Origin of the sequence: Brenneria uluponensis (genome assembly GCF_032395385.1) — a bacterium.
In the GTDB taxonomy this organism is placed as follows: domain Bacteria; phylum Pseudomonadota; class Gammaproteobacteria; order Enterobacterales; family Enterobacteriaceae; genus Prodigiosinella; species Prodigiosinella aquatilis.
Genome location: NZ_CP135917.1, coordinates 4,102,511 through 4,127,038, shown reverse-complemented (window position 1 = coordinate 4,127,038; position 24,528 = coordinate 4,102,511). Strand labels below are relative to the sequence as shown.

The following is a 24,528-nucleotide window of genomic DNA, read 5'->3' as shown; positions in this document are numbered from 1 at the left end:
GCATTGAGGTAACACTATGAATTATCAACTTAATTTTGCACCGGTGTGGCAAAATTTCGATCTGCTGCTATCGGGATTGTGGCTGGGGCTTGAACTGTCTCTGCTTTCCATTGTTCTGGGGTGTGTGCTGGGGCTTACTTCAGCATTTTGTATGTTATCCAGACACGCCTCGTTACGCTGGCTGGCGTTGATTTATGTCACCGTGGTGCGCAACCTGCCGATTCTAATCCTGATTCTGATGATCTACTTCGCCTTACCGAGCCTCGGTATCATGCTCGATCAGATCGGATCGTTCATTGTCACGCTGTCTCTCTATGCTGGCGCTTATCTGACCGAGGTGTTCCGGGCCGGATTATTGAATATTCCGGCCGGACAACGTGAAGCCGGGCAGGCCATCGGGCTGAAAGAGTGGCAGATCAAGCGTTATATCGTCATTCCCATTATGTTTCGCAACGTGCTGCCGTCACTGAGTAATAATTTTATCTCGCTATTTAAAGACACCTCTTTGGCAGCGACTATCGCGGTGCCAGAACTGACGTTCTATGCCCGTAAGATCAATCTGGAAAGCTATCGGGTGATTGAAACCTGGCTGGTGACCAGTCTGCTTTACATCGTGAGCTGCTACCTGATTGCCAGCGCATTGCGGATGGTCGAACAGCGATTGGCATTGGCGCGTTAGGAGGCCTTATGAATGATCCTTTTAGCTGGTGGTACCAACTGTGGCAGGCCAAAACAACACTTGCCCAGGGATTTATGGTCACGGTGCTGAGTTCCGGGCTGGCTATTATCGGTGGTACGGTCATGGGTACGTTGATCGGCGTAGTCATCACCTTTGGTCATCGTCTGTTACGCCTGCTATTGCGTCTATACATTGATGTGATTCGTGGTACGCCGGTACTGGTCCTGGTGCTGGCCTGCTTTTATATTGCGCCGGCTGTCGGCTGGAACATCGGTGCGTTTGAAGCGGGGGTTCTGGCACTGACTCTGTTCTGTAGTTCGCACGTAGCGGAAATTGTCCGTGGGGCGTTACAGGCGGTTCCTAAAGGCCAAAGCGAGGCCGCGAAAGCGATTGCCCTGACCTTTTATCAAGACCTGTGGTATGTGCAGTTGCCGCAAGCACTAAGACAAATTCTGCCAACCTGGGTCAACTCTGCGGCGGAAATTGTCAAGGCGTCCACCTTGCTTTCTGTCATCGGGGTGGCGGATCTACTGCTGAGTTCTCAACAGATTATCGCCCGAACCTTTATGACCCTGCCGTTCTATGCTTTCGCCGGCTTGCTGTTTTTCATCATCAACTTTTCCATTGAGTGCCTGGGGCGTTATCTGGAAAAAAGAGTGAGGCTTCCATGAATCAGACTGTAGTAACCGCGACTTCAGGCACGCCACTGCTTACGATCAACAATCTACATAAGCGTTATGACACGGTGGAGGTGTTGAAAGGCGTCGATCTCTGTATGAATAAAAGCGATGTGGTGACGCTCATTGGTTCCAGTGGCTCTGGAAAAACCACATTGCTACGTTGCGTCAACCTGCTGGAAGAGTTTCAGCAAGGGGATATTTTATTAAATAATCAACGCATCGGTTATCACGAAAAAAACCGGCAACGGGTTCGTCATTCCGAAAAAGTCATCGCACAGCATCGAGCCATGACCGGTATGGCATTTCAACAGTTCAATCTTTTTCCTCATCTCTCGGCCCTGGAAAATGTCACGTTGGGCCTGCTTAAAGTTAAAAAGATGCGCAAGGATGAAGCGATAGCCACTGCTGAACGGTGGCTGGATCGGGTTGGATTGTTGGCCCGGCGAGATCATTTCCCCGGTCAGCTCTCGGGTGGTCAGCAACAGCGTGTGGCTATCGCCCGTGCTATTGCCATGAATCCGAGCCTGATGTTGTTTGATGAAGTGACCTCCGCGCTGGATCCGGAATTGGTGGGAGAAGTGCTGGCGGTGGTGAAAAGTCTGGCGGAAGAGGGCATGACCATGCTGTTGGTCACACATGAAATGCGTTTTGCCTATGAAGTTTCAGACCGGATTATTTTTATGAATCAGGGGCGCATCGAGGAAGAGGGAACACCGGAACAGCTTTTCCATCATCCACAATCGCCGCGTTTAGTCGAATTTCTTAAACATTCTCATTTTTAATCAAGGAGCTTTTTATGAGTATTACCCGTTATGGTGCCGGAGAAAAAGGCGCTGGTGGACAGCCGTTGCCTTTTGCCAGAGCGGTAGAAGCGGATGGCTGGCTGTATGTTTCCGGTCAAATTGCGATGGAAAGCGGTGAGGTCGCGGAAGGGGGCATTATCCCGCAATCCCACAAGGCGATTCAAAATCTGGTGTCTATTCTTCATGAAGCGGGATATGGACTGGAGCATGTGGTGAGGGTTGGCGTCTGGCTGGATGACCCACGGGATTTCTGGAGTTTCAACCGTGTTTTCAGCGAATATTTTGGTGCGGACGCCCCCGCGCGCGCCTGTGTTCAGTCCAGTATGATGGTAGATTGTAAAGTTGAAGTTGACTGCGTGGCTTACAAGGCTAAGTAGCCGGGATTGGCGGCATCAACATTGACTATGGTGGGGTAAGGAGTTTGATGATGACATCACCCGACGTCAGGCGCCGGGCCAAGGGTATCGACCGGGCACTTGATATTCTGGACTATCTGAAGAAACAGCGTCAGCCAATGCGGGCGAATGATATTGCGAAAGGTATCAATGCGCCGACATCCACGGTGTACGAGATGGTGGCTCTGCTTCAGGAACGTCGTTTTCTGGAAGCCGTCGGGAACGATGGCATGGTGTATTTAGGACGAGAGCTCTATTTTCTCGGACAGGCGCATCTTGATCATTTCGATTTTTCCCGTGAGTCGGACCGTTTTTTGCAACAAATTGTCGCAAAGACGGGTGAAACGGCCCAGATGTGTCTGCTGAACGGGAATAAATACAACGTGGCGCTGATGCGTGAGGGGGAGCGTGCTTTTCGCATTTCCTCTGAAGTGGGGCAGGATACGCCGATTCCCTGGACAGCATCTGGAAGGCTGCTGTTGGGGCACATGAGTGACGATGAAATCCAGGCTTTTATTCCACCAGAGGATTTCCGTCTGCCTAATGGCGAATACCTGCCGGTGGCTGACTATCTGGAGGAAATTCATCAGGCCCGGCACGATGGTTTTTTCTCGTTTGACAGCATTGCGGATACGTATACCCACTGTTTCGCCGCCGGTATTTATTCAGCGCGTCGCTGCGTCGCCACCTTTTGTATTGTGGCACCGCGTGGTGATGCCATTACCCATTACAACCATTATCGGGATGTGTTGCTGGAGTGCGCTCGCGCGATGGAAGCGCGTTTGTCCGGCCACTGATGCCCAGGAGTTCTCAATGAGTGAACTGTCTCACAGCCATGTAGAGAAAGGCGTGCCGGTTAACGGTAGCTATTTGCTGACTCAGGTGACGTTGCCAGCGCTGGTCCTGCATCAGGTCGCGTTGCAGCATAATTTGATGTGGATGCAACGTTATGCCGAGCAACACGGTGCCCGTTTGGCACCCCACGGGAAAACCACCATGACGCCGGGCCTGTTTCGACGTCAACTGGAGGCTGGCGCCTGGGGGATCACGCTGGCAACAGCGGTACAGTGTTCGGTCGCCGCAGCGCAAGGTGTCCCGCGTATTTTGTTGGCAAACCAATTGGTGGGTACACCCAATATGGCGATCATCGCCGCTTTGCTGAGGCAGCATAAGGTGGAGTTCCACTGTCTGGTGGACAGCCCGGAAAATGTGCGTCAGTTGGGGACGTTTTTTGCCGCACAAGGGCTGACGATCAACGTCATGTTGGAGATCGGCGTGGCGCATGGTCGTTGTGGCTGTCGTACGCCGGAACAGGTTGATGCGGTGCTGGCAGCGATTGCGGCATGTCCTGCGGTGCGGTTGAGCGGTATCGAAGGTTATGAGGGGGTCATTCATGGCGAACAGGCAGAAGAGGATATCCGCAAGTTTGCCGCTTATCTGGTACAAACGGCGGTGATGTTGAAAGCGGCTGGCAGGTTTGATCTCGACTATCCGTATGTCACGGCATCTGGATCGGCCTGGTATGATCTGATCGCCGGGGAGTTTCAGCGCTTGCAGGCTGAAACTGACTTCCAGCCCTTGCTACGTCCGGGATGTTATCTGGTACATGATCATGGTTTGTACAAGACGTCACAGGCGTCGCTGTTACACCGTCATCCGGAAATGGATAGCGCGCTACAGCCAGCGATGGAGGTGTGGGCCCATGTTCAGTCGTTGCCTGAGCCGGGGTGCGCCATTGTGGCGTTAGGTAAAAGAGATATCGCGTTTGATGCCGGATTGCCGGTGCCGTTACGGTCCTATGCGGTTTCCCGACAACAATTCACGTCGGTGGCACTGGATGAGACGTTTCGCGTTACCGCGTTGATGGATCAGCACGCGTTTCTGCAAATACCCGAACATCATTCGCTTCAGGTTGGCGATGTGATCGCCTTTGGCGCGTCTCATCCCTGCCTGACCTTTGATAAATGGCGTTATGTCACGCTGGTTGATGAATCCTTGAATGTGGTGGAAACCCTGCCAACGTATTTCTGATGTGAATAGCGGTGTGTTATCAATGTGATGAATTACCCAATGCCCTGTCTATCAGGGCATTCACTGACGGTGGTTACCGCAATGTGCCATAAATACCAGTGCTGTTGTCTTATTGTATGGCGTACGGCGAATACGAAGGGGGTGGTGGTCAGCGTCAGCTACGTTCAGGTGATACGCGCTTGGCAATCAGCGGTGTGATGTCAAAACGCGTAATGTAATAACAGGATCAAGGGCTGGCTATTCCATCGTCAGCCATTCATCGGCTTCTTCAAACATCTCTTCAATGATGCGGTTAATCGTGGATTTTTCCTGCCGAGTAGCGTCGGAGTTAATCGTATTAGCCTGCATGGGTTTGACTTTTATTTCCGCATCTGGGAACACCCGGTGAATACGTTTGGTTAATTCGGCTTCGATCAGCACTGCGGCGTTTTGTAAGCCATTCACGTTTCTTTTATCGTAAACCAGTTCTACATACATAATGCTGTCCCTATAAAAACACTGTGTAAATATACAGACATGGTGTGTGGCGTGGCAACGGTATTTTCACTAAATTGATATTAATACTGATGGGCAGCCAGTTATTGCTCCTGCCGGAATCCATTATCAGAGAACTCAATAAAAATAGGGGAATAAACCAACTGAATCTGTCATAAGGAAATGGTAAAAAAAGGACTTGATTAACACTGATATGGACTCTCTATGATAACGACATTGCGCATTGCCCGTCCGGTAACGGATTTGCAAAAAAGCCAGTCAATGTATAGCCACGGTTTGGCATTACAGAAACTTGCTGAATTTGCTGATCATTCCGGGTTTAGCGGTGTGATGTTGGGACGGGAGAATTTGTCCTGGCATCTGGAATTCACGTTTTGCCATACGCATCCGGTAATACCGTCTCCCTCGGTGGATGATCTGCTGGTGTTGTATATTCCTGAGCAGGACCAATGGACGCTTGCCTGTCAGCGTATGGAACAAGCTGGATTCAGCACAGTAAAATCGTTCAATCCATATTGGGATCAACAGGGGAAAACCTTCTGCGACCATGATGGCTATCGGGTGGTACTACAAAACAGTAGCTGGCCGGTGGTCAGTTGACAGTCAGGGTCTGTTGGTGAGGCTGATACACCCTGACTGATCCATTGCTATGCGATGCGGATTAACTCCGGCACCTGTTGTTGGCAGGTGCTCAACACTAGTTTCCGAAGCCAGCGGTGTGCGGGATCAACCTCAGAACGCGGATGCCACATCTGCGATACCGTAATTGGTTTGGTTTTCACAGGAAGTTCAAAAGCGCAAAGTGCGTTAGTTGCCCAAGATCCATCAATACGGGTAAAGAAAGATGCAGGCACAAGCGCCACGAGATCCGTTGCCTGAGCCACTGCCAATGCAGCAGAAAAGCCCGGAACCACGGCGGTAATTTTCCGTTCTAAACCTAATTCCGCCAGTGCTTCATCTACCGGCCCGCGTATTTGTCCACGGCGTGAAGCCACTACATGTGATAAAGCAGCATACTGCGCCGCGTTCACCCCGTGTTCGGCCAAAAATGGATGACCTTTTCTTACCACGCCGATGAAACGGTCCCTGAAAAGCGCTTGCAAGCGTATTTCTGGCCCCATCTCCCCTAAGACACCAATCTCAAGATCAACCAGACCTTCGCGCAAATGCCTTGAGGTCTTCTCTGGTTTTGGCGCAAAGCGCAGACACACTAAAGGTGCTACCGCTGCGGCGGCGGCGATAAGCGACGCGCCAAAAACCTCGACAAAGCCATCGTTGGTGCGAAGGGTAAAGGTTCGTTCCAGCGTGGATAAATTCAATTCTGACGACGAGGGGCGCAGTACGGCGCGAGCCTCAAATACTGCGCGCTGAGTGCGCTCACGTATCTCTTCAGCATAAGGTGTCAACACCATATTACGGCCTGCCCGAACCAGTAAGGGATCGCCGGTTACGCCGCGAAGGCGGCTGAGGGTACGGCTCATCGCTGAAGCACTTAAGCCAAGGCGACGAGCAGCGCCAGCCACGCTTCCTTCGGCAAGAAGGACGTTGAGTGCAATGAGTAGATTGAGATCGGGTTCAGTCATACGGCATTGTATGCCGATCTGAAAAACGAGGGAAGGCGTCTGATGCATGTTATCAATGCAAATGCTGTGTCTTCCGCCATGTCTTCTGTATGGCTATATTTCATGAACCAAACCACGACGGGTATTGGTTTCGATGTCAGTACCAAACTCAGAGGAGATAATTAATGCAAACCAATAAGTCGCAAAAAACGGTTCTTCTTATCGGGGCATCACGTGGCCTCGGCCATGCCATGGCGGTCGAATTTTTAAAAAAAGGATGGAATGTTGTCGGTACGGTACGTGGTGGAAAACCCCGGACTCTGCTACATGATCTGGCCGATGAATATCGCGGTCGGGTCGAGATCGAAACGTTGGATATCTGTGACCAGAATCAACTGGCGGCGTTGCATGACCGCCTGTATGGCAAAATGTTCGATATGCTATTTGTCAATGCCGGGACGACCAACCGGGATCCGACAGAAACTGTTGGCGAGGTGGCTACCGATGACTTTATACATGTCATGATCACTAACGCTCTTAGCCCGATGCGTGTTATCGAAAGCCTGGAGTGCTACGTTGGCGAGACAGGTTTGATCGGAGTGATGTCGTCTGGGCAGGGGAGCATCAGCAATAATGAGACCGGCATGCGTGAGGTATATCGCGGCAGCAAGGCGGCCCTGAACATGTTCATGCGAAGTTTCGCGGCTCGTCAGGCCGGAACATCGCGTGCAATGGTGGCAATGGCGCCGGGCTGGATCAATACCGCCTTAGGTGGCCCGGAAGCACCGCTTACCATCGAAGACAGTATTCCCAGCCTGGTCAATGTCCTTCTCTTGAAACAGGGAAAACCGGGCCTGGAATATCTCGATTATCTTGGTCGCACTATCCCTTGGTGAAATGGCAACTATGATGAAATTGATCGGTATTGAAGAACATTTTCTTACTACAGAGGTTCACCAAGCCTGGAATGAGATTGGTCTCGAGGCGTCAGACCCCAGTATTGCTCTCCATTCGGGTCCAATAGGGAGACGCCTCCTTGATCTCGCCGATGAGCGCCTCTCCCTTATGGACGAAAGCGGGGTAGATGTTCAGGTTCTATCACTCACCACGCCGGCACTTCACGATTTGGGACATGAAAGCCTCGATATGGCGAGACGCATTAATGACGCGATAGCAGAGGTGGTCACGCGATATCCAGATCGGTTCCAGGCACTGGCAACGTTGCCCGTCACGATGCCCGACGAAGCGGCACTAGAACTTGAACGGTGTATCCGGACACTTGGATTCAAAGGGGGGATGTTGTGTGGAGGAACCGGCGCTGGCAACATAGACGATCCGGTTTTTTTGCCGATTTTTCGCAGCGCTGAAACATTGAATGCGCCGATATTTCTCCATCCACGAGTCCCGGATCCGGTTGTAAGAGATAGATATTATTCGGGATTCAGCCAGGAGGTAAATGCCGCACTCTCAACATATGGGCTTGGCTGGCATTATGATGCGGGCATTCAGTTTATCCGTCTTGTTCTTGCCGGGCATTTCGATCGTATGCCTGGTCTTCAGGTCATTCTGGGCCATTGGGGGGAGTTGGTGTTATTTTATGCGGAGCGCCTTGCTGCCATGGATCACGTGGCGGGTCTGGCTCACCCCATCGCGACATACCTGCGTAGAAATCTTTATGTTACGGCAAGCGGTATGTTCCTCCCTCATTTTCTGGCGCGAGCTGCCGCCATCGTGGGTACGGATCGCCTGCTGTTTTCTACTGACTTCCCGTATCAATATCGGTTGGGCCGCGAAGCGCGACGTTTCCTGGAAGAATGTGGTCTGGATGACGGAGGAAAGGCAAGTTTTGCTTATGGCAACTGGATGCGGCTGACTGACGATGTTGGAAAAAGTAAGCTTCCTGAGAGTGAGTGCAACAACAAATAGTCTTAACGAATGGAAGGGACTTCCCCTGATTATGTAACTGGTTAACTATTGTGCAATCATGGGACACTTTCAATCTTGGGGGATTCGTTATGAACATCACTTCTATCGGTATAAGAATCTCACGTGCATGAGGTTGTTCGTGGTGCACTTATGACGAACAGGGGTCCGCTTGGAAAACGGAAAATTTCCCACGCTAAGCAAAAATCATCTCTAAGTTTAATTATGCTCTGCTGTGTGAGTGTGGCAAAATTGTGACAAAGTTTTTTCTTATGGCTTTGATTTTTCACTTCAAATCTTAACAGAGCCTGATTTGATACCAGTCCTAAGTCCCTGGATTATTCATGCAAGCCACGGTGGGCTTCAGACCCCGTCCTTAACTCCCTTAAAGAGCTTTTTTTGTTAATTGTATAATTATTTTTTGTGATGTATATCACAAAATTTTTATGACTTATAACCACAGAATAAGTGAGTTTTTAATAAGGAAATATAAGATGTTTAATCTTGAAAGAATAAAACCAGCTTTTACTGATGATACTTATGGATTCACAAAAGCATTAATCTCTTATATTCATGGTGAGCGCGATAACTTCCCTGAAAAAGAAAAAATTGATGATATCATTGAGCATGCTTATAATAAAAACTCTATCAATGATCAACAAATCATCCAACACGCCCTATTTATTATTTACCAAAGCGTACTTACTCATCCGCTATCCGTGCCAGCATCCCGGCAATATGATAGCAATTTACTGGAAATAAAAGATAAAATTGAGCACGGCTGGTTGGAATATGAGTTTTCTGGATTAATTATTCCGCCAGAAGTAGAAAGCTCGACACATTTTGGTGATTTTTTAAAAACCATTTGGCAAGCCCATAATGCCTCACACCACCCGGTTTTCGAATTTCTGGAAAAAGACGCTTCAAGGGAACAGCTTTATTACTTCTTCAAAAGTGATAGTGCATTAAACCTGATCTTTTTTGACTTGGTGGCCTATACCCTTATCGGTTCACAACCTGAAACCCGAGGTACCATCAGTGAAAACCTGTGGGATGAGATAGGGCACGGCGATAATGTTTTTACTCACGTCAATCTCTACAAAGATGTGCTGACAAGACAGGATATTAAGCTACCTGAAAACCACTACGCTGACATGTACGGCGTCGAAGCATTAGCTGGTCACAACGCCTTTATGCTTGGTTCAGTCAATCGAAAACATTACTACAAATTACTGGGTGTAATGGCGATGACCGAGGTACTCGATCCCCCGCAATACGAAAAATTAGTGAATGGATGTTTACGCCTTGGTTTAATTGACAGAGATGTAAAATATTACACTGAACATATTATGATAGACATCAAGCACGGTGATGACTGGCTTTACAATGTTATTGATGTGATCGCTAATAGATACCCAGAAACATGCAAAGAATTTTATATCGGAAGTTTACTCAGATTACGAACAGCAGAACGCTACTATGACCAACTAATGCAAAAAATGAATGCATTCCGATAATTCATATGGCCCGAAAATAATTGTCGGGCCATCATCTATTAAATATATAAAGAGGTGGTATGTGGCATATTTATTACTGACATTAGCAGCAATATTCTGGGGGGGTAATTATGTTGTTGGGCATATACTGGTGCAATATGTTGACCCCTATGGATTAAGCCTGATCCGTTGGAGCGGAACCACACTGATTATGTTATCACTTTACTGGAAAGCTTTTTGGCGTGACTTTTCTGCTTTACGCAATAATATTGGTATTAACGTGCTGCTTTCTTTTCTTGGGCAGGTGAGTTTTCCACTAAGCTTATATATTGGGTTGCAATATACCACCTCACTTAACGCAGCCATTTATATATCCAGCACACCCTGCCTCGTATTATTTATCAATCATTTTATTTTCCACGAAAGTATTTCTAAGCAGAATATTATAGGCGTGATCGCCAGCACCGTTGGCGTTATCTATCTTGCTTTTTCCAATGCCAAAGGAGCCAGTAGCATGCAGGCTTTTGGAAAGGGTGACGTGTTGACCATTATTTCTGCTTTAAGTTGGGCTTTTTATTGTGCGTTCTTGCGTCTAAAAAGTAAAGATGTGACAAATACATCGTTTGTCGCCTTCAGTTCACTGATTGGTACAATCATTCTGATACCGATGTTTTTACTTCACCTCGCGCTAGCGCAAGATTTCCACGGCGTAATTTATATTATCTCGCCAGTGGTGATCGTCGGCATTCTCTATTTAATCATCTTCCCCTCATGGCTGTCTTATGTGTTCTGGAGCAAGGGTGTTTCGCTGATTGGTACCACCCGTAGTGAGATTTACACCCACTTGATCCCGGTATCGGGCGGCATTATGGGGATCGCTTTTCTCGGCAACGCGTTCCAGACTTATCACATCATCACACTTTTGCTGATCGTTTTCGGAATTGTGTGTTGTTCCACGAAAAAAAAAGTGGTGGAACCCTCATTTCCACGTGAGGAATTATGAGATGTGAACTAAAAGGAATAGAAGCTTATTAGCGTGTTCAACTACACCTTGTAAGGCTGTTTCTTCGGTTGCACCGGCTCATCCTGCGGGCGGTCTGAATTCTGCACATACGCTGGCGACGGGTGTGGTCAACTCGATTGAACGATTCCTGACCCATAACTCATCTTGTCAAGAAACTGACTATCGTGAATCACAGAAATCGGATCTCCGGATCCGAAACAGGATAAGAGCGATGTTTTAGCATAGAGGCGTTTGTGACCGGAGGGAATTGATCCTGTTACGACAACGCGTGGATTCAGGCCGGAAAGCGTTATCTGGTGTCTTCTTAACGTTTGAATATAACGATAATACAGCCCGCTTTCGTGCTGAGGGATCCTCACAAAATCAGCACTAATAAACCAACACCATACTTCGGTAGGTTTTGGCGAGATGATTAAGAAACAGCGTGCAATGCTGTTTGTTTTAATGTCAGCGGAGAGTGTCGCAAGGCATTCTCCGCTAATGTCAGGTAAGAGATGACCCGTCGTGATTTTACGCTGTTGGCCTGATATTTCAGATGTAACCCTTTATTTTCAGCGTCATAGCCCAACAGCTACAGTACTGCTGTGGCCCACGTCGCCAGCAGACTCAGGACCAGCAGGCGCCCTGACGTACCACGGTGACAACCACGCAGACCAAAGCCAAAGCGTTCGCTTTTCTCGTCACAGCTACGCCGTGAGTCAAGAAGTCCGGGCTTTGGTGGCCGGGTTGACATCCCAGGGAACGTAACCGACTGTATCCATCGGTGAACAGTCACTCGTGATAACCCGGTGATGAGAGATATTTCTCTGATCCCTCGCCCATTTTTATGGAGCAAACTCACTTCCGTCCGGCGTTGATGCCGCTTTTCACGCCTTTGCTGCCTGATCCGCTCCGGAAGTAGAAGTACCGGCGATGTTGCTGGCTGAACTTCCGGAGCATTCTTTTTTGGCGACAGTTCAGTGGCAACCTGCCGCCAGCCTCGCCACCAGCGATTATCCCCAGTTTATGCTGTAAATTTTGCATTGCCTCTGAATATTGCTGCCTCGAACCTGAGAAGGGGGCCAGAGATTCAGCAAAGATTTTACGTGAACATACTGGGTTGTGGCAGTACCAGTGGTGGACAGCAAAGATTAGATAAAGCGTTTGCCCTGAACACGGAAGATGTTGTATACGCCGGCAGCTATGTACGGAGCCACTGCGTTTCAGGCATTCAGGACAATTAGCTGATTTACGGGTGGAGCGAAGGTTGATGCTCACCCCGTGCGGAGTAGTGATTTGTTGGGGTACTCGCCAATTGCAACAGAGTCTGAAGTGAAGTCATTTAGTTGTCCCTAACTTAAAACAGCTCAGCGCCAGCTCGATCTTGATATTAATACTGATGGTCAGCCAGCTATTGCTCCTGCCGGAATCCATTATCAGAGAACTCAAAAATAGAGGAATAAACCAACTGAATCTGTCATAAGGAAATGGTAAAAAAGGGACTTGATTAACACTGATATGGACTCTCTATGATAACGACACTGCGCATTGTCCGTCCGGTAACGGATTTGCAAAAAAGCCAGTCAATGTATAGCCGCGGTTTGGCATTACAGAAACTTGCTGAATTTGCTGATCATTCCGGGTTTAGCGGTGTGATGTTGGGACGGGAAAATTTGTCCTGGCATTTGGCGCTCACGTTCTGTCATACGCATCCGATAATACCGTCTCCCTAGGTGGATGATCTGCTAGTGTTGTATATTCCTGAGCAGGATCAATGGGCGCTTGCCTGTCAGCGTATGGAACAAGCTGGATTCAGCACAGTAAAATCGTTCAATTCATATTGGGATCAACAGGGGAAAACCTTCTGCGACCATGATGGCTATCGGGTGGTACTACAAAACAGTAGCTGGCCGGTGGTCAGTTGACAGTAATAAGGATAAACAACCATGTATATTATCAATCTGACCTATAAAACCAGCCTGGATCAGGTGGAAGCCTTGTTGGCGGAACATATCAGCTGGCTGAAACAAGGGTATGAACAGGGTTTTTTTATTGCGTCCGGACGTAAAAATCCTCGTGTTGGTGGGGTGATCCTGGCGAAAAGTATGGAACGGGCGGCATTGGATGAGTTCCTGCGGCAGGATCCGTTTCAGGCCGTGGCCAATTACGACATCACTGATTTCCAGCCTTCGATGACCACAGAGGCATTTAGTGCGTTAACCCATATCTGATGCCGGTGAGTATTGGCCCTGACACGATGGCGCCGGGCCGAACCGGTTAACGCACCGAGCTTTGCAGGTTACTGTCCTGCGTATGACGCTCCAGCGCCAGCTCGATCAGGATGGTAATCAGCGACGTGTAGTCAATACCGCTGGCTTCCCACAGTTTGGGATACATACTGATGTTGGTAAAACCGGGCAAGGTATTCACTTCGTTGACGATGATGTCTTCATCGTTGGTCAGAAATACATCCACCCGGGCCATGCCTTGACATTCCAGTGCCTGAAAAGCGTTTAATGCCACGGCACGGATACGGTCATGAGTTTCCGGTGACAGCTTGGCCGGTATCGTCACTGCCGCGCCATCTTCGTTGATGTACTTGGTATCGTATGAGTAAAACTCGTCATGGAGCTCAATTTCCCCGCACACGCTGGCTTGTGGTGAATCGTTACCCAGGACGGCGCATTCGATTTCGCGTCCGGCAATGGCGGACTCCACCAGCACCTTATGATCATAACGGAACGCCAGCTCGACGGCCTGACGGAATTCGGCCTCGTTTCTTGCTTTGCTGACGCCCACCGAAGAACCCTGATTAGCCGGTTTAACAAACAGTGGCAGCCCAAGCCGGGCGGTCACGATGGCGAAATTATGCTGACTACGATTAGCGCGGGTGAGTGTCACAAACGGCGCAACCTGCAAACCGGCATCACGCAGCAGACGCTTGGTGACATCTTTATCCATGCTGACGGCGGAGCCCAGCACGTTACTGCCGACAAACGGGATATTGGCCATGCGCAGCAAGCCTTGCAGGGATCCGTCTTCGCCAAGTGTGCCGTGGACAATCGGGAAAATCACATCCAGTTGTGACAATGCGTTGGCACTGTGCGTCTCAATCAACTGATGATGAGTCTGGCCCGGTATCAGCGCGACATTCTGATTTGAGCGGTTGAGGGCAATCAACGCCGGATTTTCCGCATTCAGTAAATAATTGGATTCATCATTAATGTGCCACTCTCCCTGCTTATCAATGCCCAGCAGTGTGACGTCAAATCTGGTTTTATCGATGGCATCGACGATATTTTTTGCCGATTGTAGTGACACTTCATGTTCCGCCGATTTTCCGCCAAACACCACACCAACCCGAATCTTATTCATATGAACATTCCTGTTACGAAGCGTTTTTGTCGCTCGTGTTCAGTCAATTTTGCTAAATGAAACCGCTAAATTCCTGCCGGTGCAAGGCTAACTTACTCCTGATGGCTATTTTTAATGGTGTTATCGGCGCTTGCCCGCATGATAGGCATGTCAGTTGAGAGCGTGTCGAAGTGGGAGCGCGATGAGAGCAAACCAAATCAGGCCGCGCTACGCATCATCAATGTTATTGAAGAAAAAGGACCAGAAGTTTTCATGGTCTGAATTTAACCGCTGAGATTCGCACGTTGTCATCAATCTCGGTGCCTCCCAGAAGCGCGCGCAGATTAACTGCCTGATTGACCGGGATCCGGTTTTGCGTGCCCCCTCATCGATACGGCCTTATGATTCTCGGCTCTCTGGTTGATCAGGTTCGCTGTTGCTTCCCTGGCGTTTGTCTGCCGCCGTTGCCTTGTTGATATGCCAACGACACCATTAACGATTGTACCAGGCACAGCGTGGCAGACTGGGAGCGGAACGCATCCACTTGTGCTTCTTTTATCACGAAGCACACATCACTGAGTGTTGCCAACGGACTTATCTGGCTGTCAGTAATCACAATCTGGCGTGCGCCAGCGGTAGCGGCCATTTCGCTGGCCATCATGGTTTCCTGTGCATAGGGGGAAAAGCTGATGGAAACTACAATGTCCTTGTCGCTAATCCTGCTGAGCTGCTCGCGAAACATGCCACCGAGCCCATTAACCAATATCGGGCGACTCTCCAGATGGCTTAGCGCGTAGGCCAGATAGGAGGCTACGCTGAACGAACGCCGCAATCCGACAATGTAAATGGTATCGGCATGCGCCAGTAAATCGACCGCTTTCTGCAAATCTTCCGGTGGTATACGTGCCGCCAGTTGCTGCATCGCCTGAGCGTTTGAACGGGCAAATTCATGCAGAATGTCGAGCGGGGTTTCCGGCACCGTTTCTGTTTCCATTTCGCGAAACAGGCGCGCCCGGTCGGTATAGCTGGCGGTCTCTTCCACCAGATTCATGCGGAACAACTGTTTCATTTCGTTGAACCCGCTGAAATCAAAGGCATTGGCAAAACGGATCAGCGTCGAGGGAGGAACGTCCGCCTGTTCGGCAATCACGGCCACCGTGTCAAATGCCACGCTGTTGGTATTATCAAGCACATAGCGTGACACCTGCTGTAGACGCTTACTCAGCGTATCGTAACGGTCGCGGATCTGCTCTTGTAACTCTCTCAGGCTGGTCGCCACAGACATGATTTTTCTCCCCAGAAGGAGCCTATCCCAAATAGGTCCTTAATTATTGATTCTAGTGACTTATGCTGTCATTTCAAACGTCTTTTTCATTTTTGTCCTCAAAAATAGAACATACAGTTCAATTCAGGATGGCGACATTCGAACCAAAAACGCTGGAGTATCGCATCAAAAACCGCAGCATTCCGGTTACATAAAAACTCGTCTTGGATCACAATAATTAATATTTATTTTATTTCAACTTAAAATAGAATATTTATTTCATATAAAGTAATCCCGTACCTGCCACTTATCACCCTTAAACCCCATAGAGGTGTCAACATGGAAACCATATCTAGTTTTATTCAGGGGGCAGTGACCTCCGGTAGCAGTCAACGTTATGCGGCCGTATATAACCCGGCGACGGGTGAGCAGATTCGTCAGGTCGCCATGAGCAACGCGAACGACGTGAAACAGGCGATCAGTGTGGCTGCTGCGGCATTCCCGGCGTGGTCCAGACACTCCCCGTTACGGCGTGCGCGCGTTATGTTCCGTTTCAAAGCGTTGTTGGAAGAAAACATGGATACTCTGGCCCGGTTGATCTCGGAAGAACATGGCAAGGTCTATTCCGATGCGGTGGGAGAACTGACCCGTGGGTTGGAAGTGGTGGAGTTTGCCTGCGGTATTCCGCACCTGCAAAAAGGGGAGCATTCCGCCAACGTAGGAACCGGCGTTGACAGCCATTCGCTGATGCAGCCGTTGGGTGTCTGTGTCGGTATTACGCCATTCAATTTCCCGGCCATGGTTCCCATGTGGATGTTCCCTATCGCGCTGGCCACCGGCAATACGTTTGTGCTCAAACCCTCCGAGAAAGACCCGTCGCTTTCACTGATGTTGGCTCAGTTACTGAAGGAGGCTGGTCTGCCGGATGGTGTATTCAACGTCGTTCAGGGGGATAAGGAAGCGGTGGATGTGTTGCTGACAGACCCGCGTGTTCAGGCCGTAAGCTTTGTGGGATCAACACCGGTGGCGGAATACATTTATCGTACCGCTTCCGCACAGGGTAAACGCTGTCAGGCGCTGGGCGGCGCTAAAAACCACTGTATCCTGATGCCAGACGCGGATATGGATATGGCTGCCAGCGCCATTATGGGCGCCGGTTTCGGTGCGGCAGGAGAGCGCTGTATGGCGCTGTCGGTGGTGGTGGCGGTGGGTGATGATACAGCCGATGCGCTGTGTCAGCGTCTGGAACAACAGATTGGCGCGATGCGTGTCGGACCGGGGATAACAGAAGGGCCGGAAAATGAAATGGGACCGGTTATCACGGCGCAGCATAAAGACAAAATCGCGGGTTATATTCAGAGTGGCGTGGATCAGGGGGCAACGCTGCGGGTCGACGGGCGCACACTGAGCGTTCCCGATCATGAACAGGGTTACTTTATGGGTCCAACGCTGTTTGACAACGTCACACCAGAAATGAAAATTTACCGTGAAGAGATTTTTGGGCCGGTACTGGCTGTGGTAAGAGTATCGGACTATCAGACGGCGCTGACGCTGATTAACCGCCATGAATACGGTAATGGTACGGCGATTTTTACCCGCGATGGCGAAACGGCGCGGCAGTTCTGTGAGGATGTGCAAGCTGGCATGGTGGGTGTCAATGTACCAATTCCGGTGCCGATGGCGTTCCACAGTTTCGGTGGCTGGAAACGCTCCATTTTCGGGCCGCTCAATGTGCACGGTAGCGACGGTGTGCGTTTTTACACCCGGATGAAAACCGTCACCAGCCGTTGGCCGGCCAGTGTACGCCTTGAGCAGCATACCAGCAGCTTTGTAATGCCAACGCTGGAGTGATTGATTCCACTTTAGGGCCTGTCTGACAGGCCGCTGAATTTGCAGGAGCCGCATGATGGATACGCTACGAATGACGATGGCGCAGGCGCTGGTCAGGTTTCTCACCCAGCAGTATGTCAGCGTGGATGGTAAGGAGTCCCCATTTGTACACGGTGTGATGACCATTTTCGGGCATGGGAATGTGCTGGGTATCGGTCAGGCGCTGGAGCAAGATGCCGGACATCTACTGGTTCATCAGGGATGTAACGAACAGGGAATGGCGCATATCGCCGTCGGCTTTGCCAGACAGCACAAGCGCAAGAAAATTTACGCGGTGACGTCATCGGTAGGGCCAGGCGCCGCCAATATGATCACGGCGGCTGCCACCGCTACAGCGAACCGGATTCCGGTGTTGCTGTTACCGGGGGATCTGTTTGCCTGTCGCCAGCCTGATCCGGTATTGCAGCAGGTCGAGCAATATCACGATCTTTCAATCAGTACGAATGACTGTTTCAAACCGGTATCACGGTACTGGGATCGGATTAATCGTCCGGAACAACTGATGAGTGCGCTGATCAATGCCATGCGGGTATTAACCGATCCGGCGGACACCGGTGCGGTGACCCTGTGTTTACCACAGGATGTACAGGCTGAGGTGTGGGATTACCCCGCCGCGTTTTTTCACAAACGTGTACACCATATCGAACGCCGTCCACCGGATGCGACCCGGCTTGAAGACGCGGTGGCGCTGATTTGCCGCAAGCAGCGGCCGATGCTGATCTGCGGCGGTGGGGTCCGTTACGCTGAAGCCCACACGGTATTTTTGCAATTTGCTGAGCAGTGTCATATTCCTTTCGGTGAAACGCAGGCGGGGAAAGGCGCGGTGGTGTCTTCACACCCACTCAATTGTGGTGGTATCGGCGTGACCGGCGGCCTGGCGGCGAACCGGTTGGCGCAGGATGCTGACCTGATTATCGGTGTCGGAACGCGGTTAACGGATTTTACCACCGGTTCCAAGCGATTGTTTCAACACCCGAATGTTGAATTTCTTCTGCTTAACGTCGCGGAGTTTGATGCCCTGAAACTGGATGCCACCGCATTGATTGCTGATGCGCGGGTCGGTTTGCAGATGCTATCCCAGCGTCTGGCGGTGGAGTCGTATCACAGCCAATATGGTGAGGAGATCGCTATGGCGCGTGCGGCGTGGGACAACGAACTACAGCGGTTGTCCGCTATTCAGGATGATGGCGATCTGATACCGGAGATTGCTGATCAGTCTGACGATAAACTGGATGAATACCGCACGACGCTCGGGACCCATCTGACACAAACCCGGGTGCTGGGGCTGCTGAATCAGGCGTTGGAAGCAGACGCGATTGTAGTCGGGGCGGCCGGGTCGTTACCGGGGGATTTGCAGCGTCTGTGGCAGGTGCGGACACCGGACAGCTACCACCTGGAATATGGTTACTCCTGCATGGGTTATGAAATTGCCGCGGCGATGGGTGCTCGACTCGCCGCACCCCGTCAGCCTGTCTATGCGATGGTGGGGGATGGCTCGTACCTGATGCTGCACTCGGAACTGCAAACAGCGGTACAGGAGGGCATAAAAATCACCATACTGTTGTTTGATAACGCCGGGTTTGGCTGTATCAACAACTTGCAGATGAGTCAGGGAATGGGCAGTTTCTGTACCGAAAACCGGCACCGCTGTCGTGAGTCAGGTCAACTGAGTGGCCCGTTGGTGTCGGTTGATTTTGCGAAAAATGCCGAGAGCTATGGCTGCAAGGCGTGGAAAGTACACGATGAAGCATCACTTTTGCAGGCGCTGGAAGCGTCTCGCCAGCATCCTGGACCGGTGTTGCTGGATATCAAGGTGTTGCCGAAAACCATGACCCACGGCTATGAGTCCTGGTGGCGTACTGGTACTGCGCAAGTGGCAGATGATCCGGCTATTGAGTCGGCTGCCCGGCAGATACAACTTCAGTTAATGGATGCCCGTCAGTATTAAGCATTCTCCTCTACGTCATACTGCCAATCTGAATGGGCAGTATGACTTTTTTGAAATATACATTTCATTTTGTCGCGCAATCTACTGATATTCTCTTCTTCTGCCTTTCTCATCATGTTTCCCCGTACGGCGTCTTTCCTGCTGTATTTGTGATTTTGATAACAAAAATAACGCATCATGTCATGGAAATGTTAACTGCTACGCAAAAACATAATTTCCAGTTTTTATAAAATTGAAATAAATGTTTTATTTGCTTTAATTTTAGACATCAAAACCAGCGATACAAATATAGGGGAGGCGTTATGCAGGATGTTGCCTCCCAGCCCTACACCCAAACCATGTAAAAGATACTCAGGTATCAAGGGAGCCTCTATGTTTAACATTGCTTTACTGGGCGCCGGCCGCATTGGCCAGGTTCATGCCGTGAACATTGCGGCACACAAAGAAACTGCCCTTTATGCTGTGGTTGATCCCAATCCGCTGAATGCTCAGGCGTTGTCGGATAAATATCACGCCCGTATTCAGACTGTTGAAGAGGTCATGAACGACCCTGACGTACATGCGGTGCTGATCGCCTCGGCTACCGACACCCATGCTGATCTGATTGAGTTGGCGGCCAAAAGTGGTAAGGCCATCTTCTGTGAAAAGCCGGTACATCTGGATATCGCCCGCGTCCGTGACTGTCTGACGGTGGTGGAACAACAGCAGGTGCCGCTGTTTGTCGGTTTTAATCGCCGTTACGACCCACAGTTTCGCCGGGTGAAAACGCTGGCCGAAGAGGGCCGTATCGGCAAGGCCGAATCCCTGTTGATTATTTCCCGCGATCCGCTGCCACCCCCGGCCGAATATGTACGAGTCTCCGGTGGGATGTTCCGTGACATGACGATTCATGATTTCGACATGGCCTGTTTCATCATGGGTGAGAAGCCGGTATCAGTATTTGCTCAGGGCAGCAATCTGGTGGATCCGGCCATTGGCAAAGAAGGTGATATCGACACCGCCTTTGTGGTGCTGAAATTTGCCTCAGGTGCGATGGCTACCATCGTCAACAGTCGCCGCTCCGGTTACGGCTATGACCAGCGCCTTGAATTGCATGGCGCCAAAGGTGTGCTGAGCGCGGGCAATATTCGTGAAAACATGGTGGAACAGTGGACAGACGAAGGCTGTCTGGCCGCCAAACCCGAACATTTTTTCCTGCAACGCTACCGTGATGCCTATGCCGCAGAGTGGTGCCATTTCGTTGATGTCCTCAATGGCCGCACTCAGCCGGAGTGTACCGGTACGGATGGTGAGCGGGCGTTGTATCTGGCTGACAAAGCGCTTGAGTCTCTGGCTCAGGGCAAAGAAATCACGTTGTAACCTTACCTGCTAACAAAACCCTACGATTCCTAACCCATGTAGAGAAAAAAACAATGAAAAAGATAATCAACGTCACCGTCACCCTCATCGCACTCAGTATTGCGGGGTTGGCTCAGGCAAAGAATGAACAGATTGTTTTTAGTACCCCCAACCTTGCCATGCCGTTTGAGGTGCATATGCAACGCACCGCCGAGAAAGTCGCCAAAGATCTTGGCATTAACCTGCAAGTGCTGGATGGTCAGGGCAGCTCGCCGAAACAGTCCTCTGATCTGGAAAATGCGATTACCCGCGGTGCTCAGGGTTTTGTGGTATCACCCAATGACGTGAACGCAGTAGCCGGTTCCGTAAAAGAAATTCAGGATGCGCACCTGCCGGTTGTGACGCTGGACCGCTCGATAAACACCAAGCAAAAAGTGCCGCATTTCGGTGCCAATAACTACAAAGGCGGGCAGGCGATTGCCAATTTCGTCAAATCCCGATTCCCGAATGGCGCCGACATCATTTTGTTGACCGGACAACCGGGTTCTTCCTCCAACATTGAACGGACGAATGGTATTCGCGACAGCCTGAAGGCCGGTGGCAGCAAATACCATATCGTCGTTGACCAGAGCGGTAACTGGATGCGCTCACAAGGGATGAGCATTGTGGAAAGTGCACTGCCGGCGCTGCCCAAACGTCCGCAGGTGATTTTGTCAGCTAATGATGACATGGCACTGGGTGCTATCGAAGCGTTGCAGGAGGAGGGACTAAAACCGGGTGACGTGATGGTGACCGGGTTTGATGCCGTGCCAGAAGCATTGGCTCGTATTCGTGATGGCTGGATGGCGGTAACCGCCGACCAACGTCCAGGATACGCCGTGACGACTGCTCTGACGCAATTGACTGACAATATCCGTAACAAAACGCCCATCACCGGCGCCGACTACCCACCGATCATCATTACCAAAGATAACTTGAAGGATGCGGAGCGTATTGGGGAAATCAGCAAATAAATCAATCAAATACGGGCTGCTTTCCGGCGGCCCGTGCCGGAGGATTGCGATTCATGACTGAACCTTTACTGAAAATCACCGATCTGGCCAAGAGTTTTTCCGGTGTATGGGCGTTGAGCAAAGTTCAACTGACCGTGCTGCCGGGGGAAATACATGCCCTGCTGGGGGAAAACGGCGCCGGTAAATCGACGCTGTTGAAGGCTCTGTCGGGAGCACAACCACAGACCAGCGGCGACATCTGGTTTGACGGTCGAGTGCTGTCGGCACAGGATTCGCCGGTTGATCGACAACAAGCCGGCATCATTACCATTTATCAGGAATTCAATCTGTTACCGAATATGACGGTGGCGGAGAACATGTTTCTTGGCCGGGAAATACTGCGTGGCAATCTGTTTGTAGAAAACGCGGCGGTCAATCAGGAAGCGAAATTGATATTGGATTATCTGCAACTGAATATTGCACCCACCACCGAGGTAGCGCGGCTAAGTGTTGCGCAGCAACAGATGGTGGAAATTGCCCGGGCGCTGACGCTCAATGCGCGGTTGATTGTGATGGATGAACCGTCGGCGGCGCTCAGTGACAGTGAAGTGGCAAGCCTGCACCGGGTGGTTAGGGAGCTGAAAAACCGGGGCGTCAGTGTGATTTATGTGACGCATCGTCTGCACGAAGTCTTCCAGCTTTGTGAGCGTTTTACGGTGTTTCAAGATGGCCGCTATACCGGCTCAGGTGATGTTGCCGACACCAACGTTGAGGAAATTATTCGCATGATGGTGGGCCGTGATGTGGTGTTTGACCGGCGCCCGCTAGCCGAGACGAGCCATAAGGATAAACCGGTCCGCCTTCAGGTCATGGGACTGAACCGGGAAAAATCGGCGCTGGATTCTCATGGCATCACGTTAAAAGACATCAGTTTTCAGGTTCACGCAGGTGAAGTGTTGGGTATCGCCGGATTGGTCGGCGCCGGGCGTACTGAAATCGCCCGCTGTCTGTTTGGCGCGGATGGATTTTCCACCGGGGAATTTATGTTGGATGGTCAGCCCTATCATCCCACCGACCCCATGCACGCATTGGAACAAGGCATCGCGCTGGTACCGGAAGACCGTAAAAAAGAGGGTGCGGTGCTGGGGTTGTCCATTCGGGACAACATTTCGCTGTCCAGCCTCTCGTCATTACTGCATTGGCGCTGGTTCGTCGATACCCGCAAAGAGGACCAACTCATCGAATCCTATCGTCAGGCACTGCATATCAAGATGGTCGACAGCCAGCAGGAGGTGCGCAAGCTCTCCGGTGGCAATCAGCAAAAGGTCATTCTGGCGCGTTGTATGGCGCTGAATCCCAAAGTGTTGATTGTGGACGAACCGACGCGCGGTATTGATGTTGGTACCAAATCCGAAGTGCATCAGGTGTTGTTCGATATGGCGAAGCAGGGCGTGGCGGTCATTGTTATCTCTTCTGATCTGCCGGAAATCATGGCGATTTCAGATCGGATCATCACGCTCAGTGAAGGGCGGGTGACCGGAGAAATACACGGCGACGACGCTACGGAAGAGAAGCTGATGACCATGATGGCTATCTGCCACAACGCATTACACGCAGCATAACGGAGGTTACTCATGTTGCCGCTTTCCAAAACCCAGCTACCGGTTGAAAGCCGGAAAAAAATTGACCCCATCGCGTTCTTCGAGCGTTTTGGTGTGCTGATTTTCATGATTCTGTTGCTGATTTTCTTTCAATTGCAGAACAGCCATTTTCTGACTGAACGCAACATTACCAACATTCTTACCGAAGTTTCTATCTACGGCATCATGGCAGTGGGTATGACCTTCGTCATTCTGACCGCCGGGATAGATCTGTCGGTTGGTTCCATTCTGGCGGTATGCGCCATGGCTGCTGCCACCTTTATCAAAGGTAACAACTTAACCACTGTCGATCCCAATGCCTGGTATGGCATGAGCTGGCTTATTGGTCTGGGTATTTGTCTGGGGATGGGAACTGTCATCGGATTTCTGCAAGGATTGGGCGTAACCCGTCTGCGCTTACCGCCGTTTATTGTCACGTTGGGAGGAATGACCATCTGGCGTGGCTTGACGCTGGTCATCAATAACGGTGCGCCGGTGGCCGGTTTTGATGCCGGATATCGCTGGTGGGGGCGGGGAGAGTTGCTGGGCATCTCTATTCCGATCTGGATTTTTGCCCTGGTGGCCATTATCGGTTATCTGGCGCTGCATAAAACCCGCTGGGGACGGTTTGTCTACGCTATCGGCGGCAATACCGAAGCGGCGCGTCTGGCTGGTGTGAATGTGCGCCGTGTACTGGTCAGTGTGTATGTGGTGATTGGCTGTCTGTCCGGTCTGGCGGGGTTTATTCTCAGCGCCCGGTTGGGAAGCGCAGAAGCGGTGGCGGGAATATCGTTCGAACTACGCGTGATTGCCTCTGTGGTCATTGGCGGAACCTCACTGATGGGCGGATACGGACGCATTAGCGGCACCGTCATTGGTTCCATCATTATGGGCATCCTGATTAACGGGCTGGTGCTGATGAACGTTTCGGCTTACTACCAGCAAATCATTACCGGGCTGATCATCATACTGGCGGTGGCATTTGATACTTACGCGAAAAGTCGGCGTGGCGCTATGTAATTGGGGTCAACAGCA

At 50.7% G+C, this 24,528-nt stretch carries 22 protein-coding genes and 3 pseudogenes; 20 read left to right on the top strand and 5 right to left on the bottom strand.

From position 1 onward, the window contains the following. The first annotated feature begins 16 nt into the window (after positions 1 to 16). Genes RS889_RS19135 through RS889_RS19110 form a run of 6 tightly spaced genes read left to right on the top strand, consistent with a single transcriptional unit; the run spans position 17 to position 4,588 of the window. A complete protein-coding gene (locus RS889_RS19135; RefSeq protein ID WP_315708384.1) occupies positions 17 to 679 on the top strand; it encodes an amino acid ABC transporter permease in 663 nt (220 codons plus the stop codon). A gap of 8 nt (positions 680 to 687) precedes the next feature. After that, positions 688 to 1,350, top strand: coding sequence for an amino acid ABC transporter permease (locus RS889_RS19130; RefSeq protein WP_021014503.1), 663 nt, complete (start codon positions 688 to 690; stop codon positions 1,348 to 1,350). Next, positions 1,347 to 2,141, top strand: coding sequence for an amino acid ABC transporter ATP-binding protein (locus tag RS889_RS19125; RefSeq protein ID WP_021014504.1), 795 nt, complete (start codon positions 1,347 to 1,349; stop codon positions 2,139 to 2,141). The genes RS889_RS19130 and RS889_RS19125 overlap by 4 nt, the downstream gene beginning before the upstream one ends. Before the next feature lie 14 nt (positions 2,142 to 2,155). Beyond that, positions 2,156 to 2,539, top strand: a complete 384-nt coding sequence (locus RS889_RS19120) for a RidA family protein (protein WP_315708383.1) — start codon at positions 2,156 to 2,158, stop codon at positions 2,537 to 2,539. Between the two features lie 47 nt (positions 2,540 to 2,586). Further along, positions 2,587 to 3,354 (top strand): IclR family transcriptional regulator, encoded by a 768-nt coding sequence (locus RS889_RS19115; RefSeq protein ID WP_201797187.1) that lies wholly within the window; start codon positions 2,587 to 2,589, stop codon positions 3,352 to 3,354. 16 nt (positions 3,355 to 3,370) lie between these two features. Continuing rightward, positions 3,371 to 4,588: an amino acid deaminase gene (locus RS889_RS19110; RefSeq protein WP_315708382.1), complete on the top strand. Its 1,218-nt coding sequence runs from the start codon at positions 3,371 to 3,373 to the stop codon at positions 4,586 to 4,588. 237 nt (positions 4,589 to 4,825) lie between these two features. Here the strand turns inward: RS889_RS19110 and RS889_RS19105 are convergent, their stop codons facing one another. Beyond that, the gene (locus tag RS889_RS19105; protein WP_021014508.1) at positions 4,826 to 5,065 is read right to left on the bottom strand and encodes a DinI family protein; all 240 of its coding nucleotides are present in this window, start codon (positions 5,063 to 5,065) and stop codon (positions 4,826 to 4,828) included. A gap of 222 nt (positions 5,066 to 5,287) precedes the next feature. On the opposite strand from RS889_RS19105, the gene RS889_RS19100 reads away from it, so the two are divergent. Then, the gene (locus RS889_RS19100) at positions 5,288 to 5,683 is read left to right on the top strand and encodes a VOC family protein (RefSeq protein ID WP_021014509.1); all 396 of its coding nucleotides are present in this window, start codon (positions 5,288 to 5,290) and stop codon (positions 5,681 to 5,683) included. Positions 5,684 to 5,730: 47 nt separating this feature from the next. Here RS889_RS19100 and RS889_RS19095 read toward each other — a convergent pair whose 3' ends face one another. After that, the gene (locus RS889_RS19095) at positions 5,731 to 6,666 is read right to left on the bottom strand and encodes a LysR family transcriptional regulator (protein WP_315708381.1); all 936 of its coding nucleotides are present in this window, start codon (positions 6,664 to 6,666) and stop codon (positions 5,731 to 5,733) included. Between the two features lie 164 nt (positions 6,667 to 6,830). On the opposite strand from RS889_RS19095, the gene RS889_RS19090 reads away from it, so the two are divergent. From RS889_RS19090 to RS889_RS19075, 4 genes are all read left to right on the top strand, one after another. Next, entirely contained in the window at positions 6,831 to 7,541 is a 711-nt protein-coding gene (locus tag RS889_RS19090; protein WP_315708380.1) for an SDR family NAD(P)-dependent oxidoreductase, read from the top strand. 169 nt (positions 7,542 to 7,710) lie between these two features. Further along, positions 7,711 to 8,571 carry an amidohydrolase family protein gene (locus RS889_RS19085; protein WP_315708379.1) on the top strand — a complete coding sequence of 287 codons (861 nt, stop codon included), beginning with the start codon at positions 7,711 to 7,713 and terminating at the stop codon, positions 8,569 to 8,571. A gap of 491 nt (positions 8,572 to 9,062) precedes the next feature. Further along, positions 9,063 to 10,085, top strand: a complete 1,023-nt coding sequence (locus RS889_RS19080) for an iron-containing redox enzyme family protein (RefSeq protein WP_315708378.1) — start codon at positions 9,063 to 9,065, stop codon at positions 10,083 to 10,085. 61 nt (positions 10,086 to 10,146) lie between these two features. After that, positions 10,147 to 11,067 carry a DMT family transporter gene (locus tag RS889_RS19075; protein ID WP_315711121.1) on the top strand — a complete coding sequence of 307 codons (921 nt, stop codon included), beginning with the start codon at positions 10,147 to 10,149 and terminating at the stop codon, positions 11,065 to 11,067. 390 nt (positions 11,068 to 11,457) lie between these two features. Here the strand turns inward: RS889_RS19075 and RS889_RS23890 are convergent. Continuing rightward, a pseudogene (locus RS889_RS23890) lies at positions 11,458 to 12,363 on the bottom strand (hypothetical protein). A gap of 233 nt (positions 12,364 to 12,596) precedes the next feature. Here RS889_RS23890 and RS889_RS19060 point away from each other — a divergent pair. Together RS889_RS19060 and RS889_RS19055 are read left to right on the top strand one after the other, a co-directional pair. Further along, a pseudogene (locus RS889_RS19060) lies at positions 12,597 to 12,992 on the top strand (VOC family protein). Positions 12,993 to 13,013: 21 nt separating this feature from the next. After that, positions 13,014 to 13,298 carry a YciI family protein gene (locus RS889_RS19055; RefSeq protein ID WP_315708377.1) on the top strand — a complete coding sequence of 95 codons (285 nt, stop codon included), beginning with the start codon at positions 13,014 to 13,016 and terminating at the stop codon, positions 13,296 to 13,298. Positions 13,299 to 13,344: 46 nt separating this feature from the next. Here RS889_RS19055 and ddlA read toward each other — a convergent pair whose 3' ends face one another. After that, positions 13,345 to 14,442, bottom strand: coding sequence for a D-alanine--D-alanine ligase (gene ddlA, locus RS889_RS19050; RefSeq protein ID WP_315708376.1), 1,098 nt, complete (start codon positions 14,440 to 14,442; stop codon positions 13,345 to 13,347). Between the two features lie 114 nt (positions 14,443 to 14,556). Here ddlA and RS889_RS19045 point away from each other — a divergent pair. After that, a pseudogene (locus RS889_RS19045) lies at positions 14,557 to 14,703 on the top strand (helix-turn-helix domain-containing protein); the annotation flags it as partial. Positions 14,704 to 14,845: 142 nt separating this feature from the next. Here the strand turns inward: RS889_RS19045 and RS889_RS19040 are convergent. Continuing rightward, complete coding sequence (locus tag RS889_RS19040) at positions 14,846 to 15,706, bottom strand: MurR/RpiR family transcriptional regulator (protein ID WP_290181680.1); 861 nt, start codon at positions 15,704 to 15,706, stop codon at positions 14,846 to 14,848. A 318-nt stretch (positions 15,707 to 16,024) separates the two neighbouring features. Here RS889_RS19040 and RS889_RS19035 point away from each other — a divergent pair, with 318 nt between their 5' ends. The 6 genes from RS889_RS19035 (at position 16,025) to RS889_RS19010 (ending at position 24,513) form a co-directional block, all read left to right on the top strand. Continuing rightward, a complete protein-coding gene (locus RS889_RS19035) occupies positions 16,025 to 17,536 on the top strand; it encodes a CoA-acylating methylmalonate-semialdehyde dehydrogenase (RefSeq protein ID WP_315708375.1) in 1,512 nt (503 codons plus the stop codon). A 55-nt stretch (positions 17,537 to 17,591) separates the two neighbouring features. Then, positions 17,592 to 19,523, top strand: a complete 1,932-nt coding sequence (iolD, locus tag RS889_RS19030; RefSeq protein WP_315711119.1) for a 3D-(3,5/4)-trihydroxycyclohexane-1,2-dione acylhydrolase (decyclizing) — start codon at positions 17,592 to 17,594, stop codon at positions 19,521 to 19,523. A gap of 372 nt (positions 19,524 to 19,895) precedes the next feature. Next, positions 19,896 to 20,882: an inositol 2-dehydrogenase gene (gene iolG / locus RS889_RS19025; RefSeq protein ID WP_315708374.1), complete on the top strand. Its 987-nt coding sequence runs from the start codon at positions 19,896 to 19,898 to the stop codon at positions 20,880 to 20,882. Between the two features lie 53 nt (positions 20,883 to 20,935). After that, on the top strand, positions 20,936 to 21,874 hold the full coding sequence (locus RS889_RS19020; RefSeq protein WP_021014522.1) for a substrate-binding domain-containing protein: 939 nt from the start codon (positions 20,936 to 20,938) through the stop codon (positions 21,872 to 21,874). A gap of 53 nt (positions 21,875 to 21,927) precedes the next feature. Further along, positions 21,928 to 23,475 carry a sugar ABC transporter ATP-binding protein gene (locus RS889_RS19015; RefSeq protein WP_021014523.1) on the top strand — a complete coding sequence of 516 codons (1,548 nt, stop codon included), beginning with the start codon at positions 21,928 to 21,930 and terminating at the stop codon, positions 23,473 to 23,475. A 12-nt stretch (positions 23,476 to 23,487) separates the two neighbouring features. After that, positions 23,488 to 24,513, top strand: coding sequence for an ABC transporter permease (locus tag RS889_RS19010; protein ID WP_315708373.1), 1,026 nt, complete (start codon positions 23,488 to 23,490; stop codon positions 24,511 to 24,513). Positions 24,514 to 24,528: the final 15 nt, after the last annotated feature.